13 protein-coding genes are annotated in these 13045 nt (G+C 43.0%); 2 read left to right on the top strand and 11 right to left on the bottom strand.

Annotated elements, in window-relative coordinates; all coding sequences use genetic code 11:
* Positions 1-24 precede the first annotated feature (24 nt).
* The 10 genes from CXF70_RS02190 to CXF70_RS02150 form a co-directional block, all read right to left on the bottom strand.
* On the bottom strand, positions 25-2124 hold the full coding sequence (locus CXF70_RS02190) for a sensor domain-containing protein (protein ID WP_101801351.1): 2100 nt from the start codon (positions 2122-2124) through the stop codon (positions 25-27).
* Positions 2125-2365: 241 nt separating this feature from the next.
* Positions 2366-2959: a class F sortase gene (locus CXF70_RS02185; RefSeq protein ID WP_233208521.1), complete on the bottom strand. Its 594-nt coding sequence runs from the start codon at positions 2957-2959 to the stop codon at positions 2366-2368.
* 25 nt (positions 2960-2984) lie between these two features.
* Positions 2985-3788 (bottom strand): DUF4397 domain-containing protein, encoded by an 804-nt coding sequence (locus tag CXF70_RS02180; protein WP_101801349.1) that lies wholly within the window; start codon positions 3786-3788, stop codon positions 2985-2987.
* A 264-nt stretch (positions 3789-4052) separates the two neighbouring features.
* Positions 4053-4529, bottom strand: coding sequence for a glutathione peroxidase (locus tag CXF70_RS02175; protein WP_101801348.1), 477 nt, complete (start codon positions 4527-4529; stop codon positions 4053-4055).
* A 30-nt stretch (positions 4530-4559) separates the two neighbouring features.
* Positions 4560-4997 (bottom strand): MarR family winged helix-turn-helix transcriptional regulator, encoded by a 438-nt coding sequence (locus CXF70_RS02170; RefSeq protein ID WP_101801347.1) that lies wholly within the window; start codon positions 4995-4997, stop codon positions 4560-4562.
* A gap of 66 nt (positions 4998-5063) precedes the next feature.
* Positions 5064-5483 (bottom strand): organic hydroperoxide resistance protein, encoded by a 420-nt coding sequence (locus CXF70_RS02165; RefSeq protein ID WP_084242663.1) that lies wholly within the window; start codon positions 5481-5483, stop codon positions 5064-5066.
* Between the two features lie 89 nt (positions 5484-5572).
* Positions 5573-6229: a reverse transcriptase-like protein gene (locus CXF70_RS02160; protein ID WP_101801346.1), complete on the bottom strand. Its 657-nt coding sequence runs from the start codon at positions 6227-6229 to the stop codon at positions 5573-5575.
* A gap of 145 nt (positions 6230-6374) precedes the next feature.
* A complete protein-coding gene (locus CXF70_RS18095; RefSeq protein WP_158241146.1) occupies positions 6375-6536 on the bottom strand; it encodes a hypothetical protein in 162 nt (53 codons plus the stop codon).
* A gap of 6 nt (positions 6537-6542) precedes the next feature.
* Positions 6543-7772: a helix-turn-helix domain-containing protein gene (locus tag CXF70_RS02155; RefSeq protein ID WP_101801345.1), complete on the bottom strand. Its 1230-nt coding sequence runs from the start codon at positions 7770-7772 to the stop codon at positions 6543-6545.
* A gap of 90 nt (positions 7773-7862) precedes the next feature.
* The gene (locus CXF70_RS02150) at positions 7863-9131 is read right to left on the bottom strand and encodes a S8 family peptidase (RefSeq protein WP_084242666.1); all 1269 of its coding nucleotides are present in this window, start codon (positions 9129-9131) and stop codon (positions 7863-7865) included.
* A 573-nt stretch (positions 9132-9704) separates the two neighbouring features.
* On the opposite strand from CXF70_RS02150, the gene CXF70_RS02145 reads away from it, so the two are divergent.
* A complete protein-coding gene (locus CXF70_RS02145; RefSeq protein WP_101801344.1) occupies positions 9705-10256 on the top strand; it encodes a hypothetical protein in 552 nt (183 codons plus the stop codon).
* Between the two features lie 52 nt (positions 10257-10308).
* Here CXF70_RS02145 and CXF70_RS02140 read toward each other — a convergent pair whose 3' ends face one another.
* Positions 10309-11745 carry an amidase gene (locus CXF70_RS02140; RefSeq protein WP_233208520.1) on the bottom strand — a complete coding sequence of 479 codons (1437 nt, stop codon included), beginning with the start codon at positions 11743-11745 and terminating at the stop codon, positions 10309-10311.
* A gap of 237 nt (positions 11746-11982) precedes the next feature.
* On the opposite strand from CXF70_RS02140, the gene cysK reads away from it, so the two are divergent.
* Positions 11983-12903: a cysteine synthase A gene (cysK, locus tag CXF70_RS02135; RefSeq protein ID WP_101801379.1), complete on the top strand. Its 921-nt coding sequence runs from the start codon at positions 11983-11985 to the stop codon at positions 12901-12903.
* Positions 12904-13045: the final 142 nt, after the last annotated feature.

The raw sequence follows: 13045 nt of genomic DNA, 5'->3' as shown, positions 1-13045 counted from the left end.
AAAACGTCTATTCACTCCATTTTCTTACTTATCCATGATGATCAGATCATGCTGGTCAGCGGATTTGGGACGGCAGAAATAATACCCCTGCCCTTCATTGCAAAGTTCATTGACCAGATAGGAAAGCTGCACGGAATCCTCAATTCCTTCCGCTACTACTTCCATTCCCAATTTATGCGCCAACGCAATGATAGTGGATGTGATGGCTTTGCCGCTCAAATCCTGATTGATATCCTGAACGAAACTGCGGTCAATTTTTACCCGGTCAAACGAAAATTGCCGCAGATAGTTCAATGATGTAAAACCGGTGCCGAAATCGTCGATCGACATCGAAATGCCTAATGCTTTCAAGCTAAGTAAACTTTCCTTCAAGGTTTCAGTGTCTTCAAGAAGGATGCTCTCAGTGACTTCCAGTTCAAACCATTTCGCTTCCAGCCCTGTCTCTTCTAGAATGCCTTTCACTAATTGCACGAAATTCGGGTGCTGAAGCTGGATGGTGGAGATGTTTACACAGATACGAAAAGGCGCATAGCCTTGCTGCTGCCATTGTTTAGTCTGTGAACAGGCAGTGTAAAGCACCCATTTGCCTATAGCGATGATCTGCCCGTTCTCCTCTGATACAGGGATGAATCGGTCAGGCGGCACCATACCAAGTTCCGGGTGATTCCATCTGATCAACGCTTCCATAGCGCTTATTTTTCCGGCGGCCAGGTCCATAATGGGCTGGTAGTGAATAAGAAATTCATCATTGCGAATCGCCGATTTCAGTTCCCGTTCAATGGTCAATTTGTCCGCAATCTCCTTATTTAACTCATGCGAAAATAAAGAAAAGCTATTTTTACTGTGCTTTTTTGTGTACAGCATAGCCGCTTCAGCCTGCTTGATCAAATTTCCATTCGAATCATCCGCACAAGCAATACCGATGCTGGCTGTCAGCGATAATTGCTGCCCCATGACTTCAATCGGTTCAGCCAGTGTACTGTTGAGCCTTTTAGCGCATTCGATTGCCGATTCCGTTGTTGTATCCGGCAGCAGAACCGCAAACTCATCTCCTGCAAATCGTCCGACAGTCGCGGATTCGGCTACACATTCCACCATACGCTGGGATGTCTGTTTCAGAAAAAGATCGCCATGTTCATAACCCAATAAGTCGTTTATATATTTAAAGCGGTCCATATTCAAGAAAAGGACTGCCGGTGCAGTGTTTGACTCATATGAAAGTTTCATTGCCTGTTCCAGCCGGTCCTCAAATAATTTCCGATTGGGCAGCTTCGTCAAATGATCGAAAAAAGCCATTTCTTCCAATAGTTTTTTATGTTCATTCCGGCTGGTGACATCTTTTCCGATTCCATAAACCCCTGTGATTTGTCCAGCTTGCTGCATCGGAAAATTGGTCACTTCAAGATTGATGAGCTCTCCATTTTTTCCATACAGATCGATTTCATATCGATTGGTGTTTCCTTTTAACGATTCAGAGAAATAATAGAGCGCTTTATCCAAATGTTCTGGTATGATCATCGGCATAAACGCCATCTCCATCAATTCCTGGTGAGAATATCCGGATAATTTAATAGAACCTGGATTAACATCAATGAAATTACCTTCCAGGTCAAACGAAAAAATAGCATCCGGATTTTCATAGAACAGGGAGTTAAAGCGTTCTTCACTGTCTTTCAAGCGATCACGCGCAAGAACTTCTTCCGTAATATCCGAAACACTGCCAAGAAAGACTTGCTCCCCGTCCAGAGAAGATGTGGTCGAATTTATTTCAGCATGCAGGAAACTGCCGTCTCTTTTAATAACTCTTACGCGATATCGCGCTTTTTGTGTGGTCCCTTTTGAAAGATGGAAAAACCTTTTCCGCACTTTCGGTAAATCTTCAGGATGGATGATATCTGTTAATCCGAGTTTACCTGACAAAAAATCTTCCTCCGGATAATCCAGCATTTCACATAAACAATCATTCACATAGATAAAATTTGTTTGAGACATTATATATAGACTCACAGGCACTTTTTGAACGATGTATTCAAAAATCGAATCTTCAAAATGAAATTGGTCGCTTGGATCAGAAAGCGGACTTTCTGGCATTTTTTCCGTTCCAGGCTGAGACTTGTCGTTCATTAGTTTAAATCCTCCTAAAGATGAATGGCGGCGAAATATGTCGAAAACCGCAAAAAGATATCTATTGAACTTAATAATATCAAATACGAACCCAATAAAGTAGCATATAGTAAAAAAGATTCTATCTTTTAAATATTAACCAATTAATATTTGTTATCATAAATTTCCCAAATAATCTCATTTCTTCTTCTTTTCTTCAAAAGAAAAAAGCGCTTTCCGTTTGCGGAAAACGCTGAAGTTTCTATTCCTCTACTAATTCTGTGTAAACAATCAACCGTTCTTCCCGGGTTCCCCGATTGTGATCATAATCTCCGGAACAGGTAATCAGAACCAATTCCGGAGAAGATCGGTAACCGAAAACCGATTGGACATCCGCAAGCTCCAACTCCACTGATTCCATAGCGTAGACTCGAAAGACCAATTGCCCGTCTTCCCCCTCTACGATTATTTCATCACCGGCTTCCAGCTCCGCCAAATCCCAGAAGATGGCTGGTCCGTCAATGCCGTCTACATGTCCGGCAATTACCGCACGGCCATTTTCACCAGGTTTATATCCCGGTTCAAACCAGCTGACATCTTCAATTGTATCCGGAACATCCATTTCCCCGTTTTCTTTTGTTCCAAGATGCAGTGTCTTCGCTTCTACACCTATTGCGGGAATTGAAATTTTTTCAGGCTCAATCCCCTCCCGTTTCAAGGCATTAATGGGATTTTCAATAGCTGTCTTTACTGCCGTATCAGATACAGTATATTTTCGCTCTGAGGCAAAGCCCACATCTTTCGAACGGACACTGACTTCATCTGCTGTTTCCTGACAACCAGAGAGCAATAACACCGCTCCGATCAAGAGGAACGGAATATCAGTTTTGAAACCGTTTTCTCAAAACAACTCCGCCTCCAGCTAAAACTGCAGCCATTGCCGCAATCATCAACATCCAGTTAGTCTGGCTTTGTTCTGGAGTGCCAAGCCCTGTAGTCGGCATGCCATCAGGAGAAGCAGCCATTTCATAATCGACTAAAGCAAGCACTTCAAGCGAATCGACTGTATTTACCGCAAATACACTATAAACTGTACCTGCTGCCAATTCAGTACCTTCCAAAGGCAACACTTGCGTACCGTCAGGCAGTCTGATTTCTAAATCATAAGTTCCAGCGTCAACTTCTGCATAATCTGTAATTGCCGGGAATTCAGCTCCACTGAACAATGCGTCTCCGCCAATAATGCCGACATCAACAGCCGGTGCATCAGGAGACAAGTGGCCAACCCGGATTTTCGCTTTTCCTTCAGTAACTTCCATTGAATCTTCGGCTACTACGAATTCAAGTGAATAAAGTGTGTTTGCTGCTGCGACTGTATAAGCTTTGCCAGCCTCAACAGTAAGATCAGCTTGCAGAACCGCTTCGCCTTCAGCATATTCAGTTCCAGCTGCAAAGACTTCTACGTTATGGGTGCCGGCGGGTACATCCAGATAACCTGAATCCGCTTTAAACGGCACTTCTTCCAAAGTCAAGTCGCCATTTACGTATACATCGACTGCTGGTGCATCAGGTGAAGCATGGACTACTCTCAGTTTTGCTGTGTGATTATCTGCCATAACCCCTGCTGCGAGCAACGAGAATACCAAGACAGATGCGACTGACATCGAAACGAAAATCTTCTTCAAACTAGCCACTCCTTCTCCTGTTAAGTTTTTGTATAATTAATATACAACTTATTTATAACCTAGTTAATTAAATATTGCAACAATAAACTCCTAAATATCAGAATATTTTAATAATAATTTAACTTCATAATAATTCTTTGCGGATGGAAAGGCAAAGAAAAATTTGTAACCCTTGCTATGACTGGTTATGTATAGAGATTTCAAATTGGTTTTTCATTAAAGCATAGAAAAAACCGAAACAGAATCTGCTTCGGTTTTACATAACTATACCTCTAAGTATTTCTGAATCTCCTGATCGAAAGTTTCCGGTTTATCTGTTGGTGAAAACCTGGCGACCAGGTTCCCTTCTTTATCAATCAGGAATTTTGTAAAATTCCATTTGATGCTGCTGCCAAACAGGCCTTTGCTATTTTCAGTCAGATACTTAAAAAGTGGATCGGCATTCTTGCCGTTCACTTTAACCAAATCATGCATCGGAAAAGTTACGCCATACGTCATACGGCAAGATTGCTCAGCTTCTTCTGCGTTATCCAGCTCCTGAGCGAATTGATCGGATGGGAAACCCAGAACGACGAGTCCATCTTTTTCATATTTCTGATACAACTTTTCAAGACCATCGAATTGATCCTTCAAACCGCACTTTGTAGCGGTATTGACGATCAGCATCGCTTTACCTTCATACTCACGCAAAGGATAGATACTTCCATCAGGCTTCGCTGCTGTAAAATCATAAATGCTCATTCCAGTTACTCTCCTTCGTTTACTGACTTGTTAAAGTTCCATATCGTCGAAGAACGCATTTAATTGCTTTAAATTCTTCATAAGCGTCAATGCATTCACATCGAGGAAATTACAGCTGACCAGTTTATCGTAGATTGCCTGGCTGATGGGTGCATGTTCTTTTTCAGCTTTATCCGTCAAAGAAATGATCCAAGCCCGTTTATCGTCAGGCGACTGCCTTTTCGTCAGCCGGCCCTGCTCGATCATGCGGTTGATTATCGGGTTCAAGGTGCCGGTCCCGTGGCCTAATCGCGCCCCTATATCTTTCATCACCATATGATTTTCTTCCCATAAAACCAAAAGCACCAGGTATTGCGGAAACGTCAGATTAAATGGCTCCAGCACTCTTGCATACATTTTCGTAAAATTGCTCGATGCTTTATATACTTCAAAACATAATTGCTGTTCCAGCTTTAGACCAAGCTCCATTTACATCACGTCCATTAGTTTTATAGCGACTCCAGCCCGCCCTAATTCAGAGCGGTTCCACTGTCATTAGTGTACGATGATTTCAACATCCACCGAGTCTTTGATCGCTTTGGAATATGGGCAGTATTGGTGTGCTTTCTCCACATATTCATGCTTTTTCCCTTCATCGATTCCTTCAATGGTGACTTCCAGTTTTGCAGCCAATTTAACACCGCCGTTTTCTTTGTCGCCAAGCAGGGAGATTGTCGCTTTTACTTCGCTTTTGTCGACTTTCACTTTATCACGTTCAAGCACCAGTTCCAATGCACTGTTAAAGCATGAACTGTAGCCTGCCGCAAATAATTGTTCCGGATTGGTTGCAGTTGTTGGTGCTCCGCCAAGTGCTGCTGGTTTTGCTACATCCATATTGAAAATATTATCTTCTGAATACACTTCTCCCTGTCGTCCGCCTGTGTTGATGATTGTGGTTTCATATAAAGCTTTCATCTGTCTATTCCTCCATTCAAAATGTTCTTTCATGAACTACTATAATTTACATCGCGCACGATGTAAATTATTAAGCTCAACTTGAATGGTCAAATAATACTGGTCCCTGTTATTTCAATGCCTTTCAATGCCTGTGTGGCGAGCCTGTCCGCTTCAAAATTTTCTTTTCGCGGAATCAACCCGAATTCCGCCTGGATGCCCATTGTTTTAAGTTTCATTTCAATCCGGTCAGCCCAGCTCACTAATTCTGATTCGATGACCGGCCACTCCCCGCTCATTCCATTAATAACGATTTTAGAGTCTCCGCTGAATCGGACAGGCATATTTCTGACTTCCAGAAACTCCAGCTCCTGCACACAAAGATGAAGAGCTGCATATTCGGCTTCATTATTGGATACCAGCCCCTTAATCTGCGCATTCTGCCTCAACCTGTAGGATTTACCGCTTTGCCTATAGTAAATTACGCAGCCCAAACCCGAATCTTTGGTTCCGACATTAAAACCGCCGTCAAAATAGACGGTAATGTCGTGCGGTTCAGTTTCTATACTTTTTAAATAGGATTTCATTTCCTTCATCGTCCAAATACTGTCATCGTACATATCGATGAATACCAGTTCTTTGACTCGTTTAGTCCGTTCAATATCTTCAGCAATAAAGACGCCTTGAGCTGCTGTCATCTCTTCTGATGTAAAACTGGTTTCCACACCTTTGGCAGAGCGATATTTCCATTCAATCCTGACTTTCACCTGCAACTCCTCCTTTTGCGCCTTGTTATTACATTATTGCCTAATTCACTTAGTATAAACAGCTGTATATTAACGTTCCTGCAAATTTCCCCATACAAAAAAGCTCCCGGGGCCTAGGCCGGGAGCTTTGGAACAATCCGCTATTTTACAGGGGAGGTAAAATAGTCGGGATTGTGCTTTCCTGCACGCCGCCGGAAGCGACGACTGCATCTGAATGATCCACCTGTGAAGCTGTTGGAGCCCATGCTCCCATGGCCATCATGGCCACAGCCAATCCAGTCAATAAAATCAATTTCCCTTTCTTCATATAAATTCAACCTCCATTTCTATCGTAATAGGATTGATAGTACATCGCCTTTTCCCATTGCTTAGCACTTTTAAAGTGCTCAGCCAGTTCTAATGCGATTTTTTTACTTTCTCTTATGTAACCATGTTTTCTGAAAAATGGGAACATTTTTTCCTCTGAATAAGCCAAAAGGTCTGGTTGGGAAAAATTTCGTTTCTCGAAATAGTTTAAGTATAACAAAAAGTATTCATCCTCCGGACCAGCAGCCAGCTCCCGCAGTTCACGCACATAATTCCATGCATCTGCGCCTACTTCCACCGCTGTTTCAATAAGGCTTACAAGCACCGCTTTATAAAAATATGTATCTTTTGGCAGGATATCATGCAACTCGGTCAGCAAATCAAACGCCTGATTATGATCGTGACGGGTTTTCAGCAATTCAGCAAAATTATATAAAGTTTGATGATAGAGTTCCTGCTGGTCTGTCAGCCTGGTATTGCGTTTCAGCACTTCAAAAATACCAGCCGCCTGTACCAGCAGGTTGCGCCGCATATAATTGATCGCCAACAGCAGCTGGGCGTGGAGCAGACGGATGTAATTATAATTCAACTTGAAATACTGTACCGAGAGTTCAGCAAAATGGGCCGACAATTCGTATTGTTCATGCATGATCAGCAAACGTGCCTTCTGGTAATAGAACTCCCCTTCGAATTTCTGTGGAATACTTTGGATTCCGCCATCCAGCGAATTGACATATTCCATCGCAAGCTCTTTTTTATTGGCCATAGTATAGTACAGTGACAGAAAAAGTTGGTGCATCCAGGCTTCAGCCTCAGTGAAGGAATTCTTCATCCGTTCCAGCATAGCTTTTTGTCGATCCGCGAGCGTTTGATCTTTTATGTATAGATAATAACGGAACTTATACAGTTCATACTGATTGACCAGATCCGTCGACTGGATATAATCATTGTCCAATTGCAATTTTTCGTATTGAAGTTTCATTTCGTCCAAATCGTAGTGCAAAGAGCATGTGACGAAATCATTCAACTGGCGTTCCAGCCGGCTTCTTTTGGCTATTTCTTTTTTCCATTGAACCCCCATCTTCAGGAGCAGTGCTTCAATCGTCGATTCATGTGGCGTATAGGTATTCGATTCAATTTTACTGAGATGGGAAATAGAGCAGATGCCATCAGCCAATTGGGATTGTGTCATATTGTTTTTGGAGCGGTAATACTTTATCACAGAACCAATATTCATAGCCTCACCCTTCTTTCAGATTAATTAAATAATACCATAAAAAACAGCCCCGGCTTATAGCCGGAACTGCCCTTGCTGTTGGAATACCGATTATTGCACAGTGGCAAAACCGAAACCTGACGCATAATCATCGCCATAACCGGCACCATAACCGGATAGGATATCGTTTTCGTATGCGCGGTACTGCAATTCTCCTCTTACATCAACATTTGATGCCGAAGGATACTGCGCCCAGATTTTAGCCGCTAAACCTGCAGCATGTGGTGAAGCCATTGACGTACCGCTGATTGTAGCGTATCCGCCATCATACCAAGTGGAATAGATCGCCGCTCCTGGAGCTGAGATTTCCACATCGCCTTTTTGGATTGAATAGTCTCCGTCAGTCCAGCTATATCCGCGTGAAGAGAAATCCGCAACACGGTAAGTTCCGTTTTGAACCGTATTCTCCAGAGCCGCTACAGCCACTGCGTTGACAAGTGCACCAGGATATCCGATCGATCCCTGGTAAGGACCTGAGTTTCCTGCTGCTGCAATCACAAGTACACCTTTATTGTACGCATAGTTTACCGCGTTCGTGATCAAGCTGCTTTCTCCCGAAGAACCCAGGGACATATTGATGACAACTTTAGTTCCAAGAGCCGAAGCCTGGTCTCCCGCATGGCGGATCGCTGCTGCGATGTCATCAGCGTAACCTGATCCGTCATCACCTAATACTTTGTACGCCCAAAGGTCAGCATCCGGTGCTACACCGTAAACGCCGCTTCCCGTACCGCCGTCAGCCAGTGCCGATCCGGCAACGTGTGTGCCATGTCCCTGACGGTCTGTACAGCTGTTATTCGTATATGATGTACCTACTGTGAAATCTTTACATTGCTCCACATTATTACGAAGGTCCGGGTGGTTTGTATTGACTCCAGTATCAAGCACGGCAATATTGATTCCTGCGCCTCCGCTTGTTTTAGTAATGCTGCTATTATTATAAATTGCTTTGATGCCCCATGGAGTCGATTGTGAAGCTGCCATTGCAGAATACTTTGCTTCCGGCTGATCCGTTGCAGTGGCAATTTCAAGTTCTGGAACCTTTTCTATTGTAATGTTCTTGTTTTTTTGCAACGCATTGAATTGCTTTTCATTCATCTCGGTCGTAAAACCTTCAGCCGCGAAATCCCAATGGACCCCGTATTGCTCTTTAATGTTATTCAGGTTTTTCTGATTGCCAGAATCAACCAGTACCCGGAATTTTTCATTGCCATTCCCATTGTCTGCCGCGTTTCCTTCATTGGCGCTTACGCCCATAGCCGGCATCATCAAAGTGACCGCCAACATGGCTGTTGTGAAAATCTTTCCTGATTTCTTCATACATCAATCTCCTTATCCCTAAATGTTTTTATGGCAAATCCCGGTGATGCGGCGTCCCGCAATCTCCTTGCCACACACCTAACGTTAGCAGAAGAAACAAGGATGCGTAATTGGGAAAAAAATTGTCGAATCCTGGCTGGTTTTGCACATCGGGACTTCTTTATAGGTAAATTAACCTAAATTCGATTATTAGCAGTTATTCAATAGAAAAAACATCTTTCTTGTAATAATGTGAGTTATTCGAAATATAATGGTAACTTTGTTACAGTGTAGTAGTTCTCTTATATACCCTAAGACACAAATTACATACTTTATCATTAACGTTAATGTTGCAAGACACAGGAGGCTAAACTTGAAAAACGCTTTAATAATTTATCTCATCGGTGCGGTCATATTACTGGCTGTCGCAGTTTACACTTTTGTTCAGTTTTTAAGCACTTAATTTCTTCATTCATCACTCTCGGATCACTCTCGGATCACCTTCAGAATAATTTTCTGGGGGTGATTCTTTTTTGTATTCCCGTGAAATATAATAGAGATTGAATTTTGAATATATTGATAGGAACCAATCATATGAAAACATCAATCGGTTCAAGCGGAATAATCCTCTCCTGGGTTATTTTGATTGGGGGAATCATCCTATTCATATCTGTAGCCCCTTTTGCTTTGCTTCTGGCAACAATGCCTTTTTGGAAACCAGATGAAGTCAGCTTTTTATCCATGCTTTTTACAGCCATACCCGTGAGTATATCCATACTGATTTTTTGGACAATCAAAAGCGCTTATAAGTCCATCAAAAATCAGCGCAATCAGTCTATGGATCTGCATGAAGAAACTTTTGGAAAAGTGAATGACACTGCCCCCGCTGGGAAAGCGACTGGAGATAATAAACCCATCTGGCCATGGTTCATTCTAATACCATCCATTCTTCTATTGGTTTCAAAGGGTCCGGGTGTTGTTATGCTGCCAATCATGCCGTTATTTTTAGCCGGCATGTCGACTGATTCCGGCCAGGCACCTGCGTATATGCCGATGTTGATTATTTTGATCGGGTATGGCTTGCTTGCAGGCTTCAGCATACTCCTTTATAAAGGCGTCAAAGCCCTCGTCCGTGAGAAACAATGACTAAAACTTAAAACCTGCACCTTTTTGAAAGGATGCAGGTTTTAAGTTTCTTCTATAAGATAGCACGTTTATACGTTTCAAACCGTTGTTCCAGCCATTCCCCCAATTGGAACAGCGCCTCTTCATTGCCGTTGCGGCTGATCAACTGGATGCCGATCGGTAATCCTTTATCGTCGGAACCAACCGGTATCGTTAAAGAAGGCAAGCCCCATGTATTCGCGTAAGCGACATACGGCATGTATTGGCGGAAAGTTTTCCGTATCGAGAATATTTCGCGGTAGATAACACCATGCCTAGGTGCTGTTTTATGATAAACCGGCATAATTAGAATTCGTTCTTTCAGGTAATGCTCCAGAATATGATCGCCATGCTGTAAAAACTCTCGAATTTTTTCCAGCCGCTTGTCGGATGGTTTGAAGAATGAAGCGCCGATCAAAGCCCACGACAGGTACCGGTGAACTTCCGAATTACCTGTCATGCGTTCTTTAATGTAAGAATTATATAAACTCCCTGGGCTTCCCCCATAAGCTTCTTTCCTTGCATCCCCAGCTCCATCAATCGACATGATTTCCTGCCACACCGTTGCTGAATCACCAAAATAAGGAGGCATTTCCCTTTCCACTTCAAATTCAGGAGAAAGTTGCTGGAAAATAGCATCAATCATTTTACGGGTAGGCTCACCCAATGGATAATTTGAATCCGGAAGCACATTGATGGCGAAGCTGTCGATGTTTCTATAGACTGCGGGGTTTTTGGCTACGATATTATATATCAGCCTTGCGTCTCTTACACTTTTTGCAATCGGGCCGATGCCAAGCATCCTTTCCTGCAGTTCCTGCTTCACCTCAGGGTAGCTTCCGTCTTGCGAGACTTGGCCTTTCCCTGATTTAAAACCGATTACGCCATTGAAATGGCTTGGAAACCGGATGGAACCTCCAATATCTGAGCCAAGCCCTGCAGCTGCGCCGCCCATTGCGATAAGTGCCGCTTCTCCGCCGCTCGAACCTCCAGCCGTCCTTCTCAAATCCCGGGGATTATTTGTTCTGCCATATAGTTTATTGTCGGTTTCCTGGCAAAAACACAGTTCCGGGGTGTTGCTCTTGCCTAAAATGATGGCACCCTCCGCCCGAAGTTTTCCTACCACTTCAGCGTCTTTAGCCATCTTCTTCCCTTTTCTCCACAGCAATCCGCCTGTAGTATTCATGCCGCTGACATCGAATGCTTCTTTCATGCTGATCGGGACACCTAGTAAGGCTCCTTGAATTTGACCTTTTGCAATCTGACGGTCGGCGTTATCAGCTTCCAGCAAAGCATCTTCAAAGCGATCTTCAACCAGGCAATTTACCGAAGAGTTATTCTTCTTTAAATGCTCTATATAGATTTCCAGGGCTTTCCGGGAAGAAATTTTCTTTTCTTTGATTAATTGCGCCAACTCATGTGCATCCATGTCCAGAACCAAGGAATCCACCAATTCAGGAGTATTGATCATATTAAGCGCCTCCGATTCATTTATTGAATCTAGTATACTATTAATTAACAAATAAAGGTATATTAATTAATCAAAAGTCACAACTTTTTATTTTTTTATAGGTCTAATTTCTAAATTAACGCTTCTGCCCAGAATTAATCTGATTTATAAACCATAGGATTTGTCGGGTTTAGTAGAGGTATACTACAATTAGAGGATTCCATACAATTAATAACTGAGGAAAGGTTGTTTGAAGTTATGAAACCAGTAGATAATATAACTGATTTGATCGGGGATACACCTGTCGTAAAATTGAATAGAATAGTGCCAGCCGGTGCCGCTGACGTTTATGTCAAATTGGAGATGTTCAATCCTTCCAAAAGCGTCAAAGACCGCGCAGCCTTTAATATGATCAAAAATGCAGAAGAACAAGGTATTATCGGAGAGGGCGCTACGATCATCGAGCCGACCAGCGGCAATACCGGAATCGGACTTGCTATGGTGGCAGCTGCCAAAGGCTATCGGGCCATTTTGGTCCTTCCAGACAACGCCACAAAAGAACGCATTAACTTATTGAAAGCTTTCGGCGCTGAAGTCGTCCTTACACCAGATCATGAAAAAATGCCGGGTGCCATAAAAAAGGCTTTCGAATTACAAGCAGAGATTCCCAATAGCTTCATCCCACAGCAATTTGAAAACAAATCCAATCCGGATATACACCGAACAACCACCGCTCTGGAAATTTTTGAGCAAATGGACGGCAAGCTGGATGCCTTCGTCGCTTCCGCAGGAACTGGCGGCACCATTACAGGTACCGGAGAAGCATTGAAAGAAAAGCTTCCGGATCTTTATATAGCCGTTGTTGAACCGAAAGGCTCCCCTGTTTTATCAGGCGGCAAACCTGGCAAACATAAATTGGTTGGAACTAGCCCCGGCTTTATTCCTGAAATCCTGAACACCAAGATTTACAATGAAATTTTTGCCATCGAAGATGAAGATGCCATCAATATATTCCGGCGGGTTGCGCGTGAAGAAGGTATTTTCGTCGGTCCTTCTGCTGGTGCCACCATTTATGCGGCAATCGAGATTGCGAAGCGGCTCGGTACAGGAAAAAAAGTTTTGTGCATCGCGCCGGATACCGGGGAACGATACCTGAGCATGAACCTATTCGAAGAATAAAAAAGAGAGTCCACTTCTATATAGAAGAAAAATAAAAATGCCGAAACCTCCATGAGGTTTCGGCATTTTAACTTCTTATTAAACAGCAATGGAAACTGAAATCTATGGCGAAGTAATAAATTTCACATGTTCATAAGTGAGC

This window comes from Planomicrobium sp. MB-3u-38, from assembly GCF_002836425.1.
GTDB lineage: Bacteria > Bacillota > Bacilli > Bacillales_A > Planococcaceae > Planococcus > Planococcus okeanokoites.
The sequence above is the reverse complement of the archived record's forward strand: the minus strand, read 5'-3'. Positions and strand labels throughout refer to the sequence as shown.

What these genes read in the sequence shown, in the direction of transcription:
- CXF70_RS02190 (WP_101801351.1), bottom strand. Translation starts at nt 2,124, where the DNA reads ATGAACGACAAGTCTCAGCCTGGAACGGAAAAAATGCCAGAAAGTCCG.
- CXF70_RS02175 (WP_101801348.1), bottom strand. Translation starts at nt 4,529, where the DNA reads ATGAGCATTTATGATTTTACAGCAGCGAAGCCTGATGGAAGTATCTAT.
- CXF70_RS02170 (WP_101801347.1), bottom strand. Translation starts at nt 4,997, where the DNA reads ATGGAGCTTGGTCTAAAGCTGGAACAGCAATTATGTTTTGAAGTATAT.
- CXF70_RS02165 (WP_084242663.1), bottom strand. Translation starts at nt 5,483, where the DNA reads ATGAAAGCTTTATATGAAACCACAATCATCAACACAGGCGGACGACAG.
- CXF70_RS18095 (WP_158241146.1), bottom strand. Translation starts at nt 6,536, where the DNA reads ATGAAGAAAGGGAAATTGATTTTATTGACTGGATTGGCTGTGGCCATG.
- CXF70_RS02155 (WP_101801345.1), bottom strand. Translation starts at nt 7,772, where the DNA reads ATGAATATTGGTTCTGTGATAAAGTATTACCGCTCCAAAAACAATATG.
- CXF70_RS02150 (WP_084242666.1), bottom strand. Translation starts at nt 9,131, where the DNA reads ATGAAGAAATCAGGAAAGATTTTCACAACAGCCATGTTGGCGGTCACT.
- CXF70_RS02145 (WP_101801344.1), top strand. Translation starts at nt 9,705, where the DNA reads ATGAAAACATCAATCGGTTCAAGCGGAATAATCCTCTCCTGGGTTATT.
- CXF70_RS02140 (WP_233208520.1), bottom strand. Translation starts at nt 11,745, where the DNA reads ATGATCAATACTCCTGAATTGGTGGATTCCTTGGTTCTGGACATGGAT.
- cysK (WP_101801379.1), top strand. Translation starts at nt 11,983, where the DNA reads ATGAAACCAGTAGATAATATAACTGATTTGATCGGGGATACACCTGTC.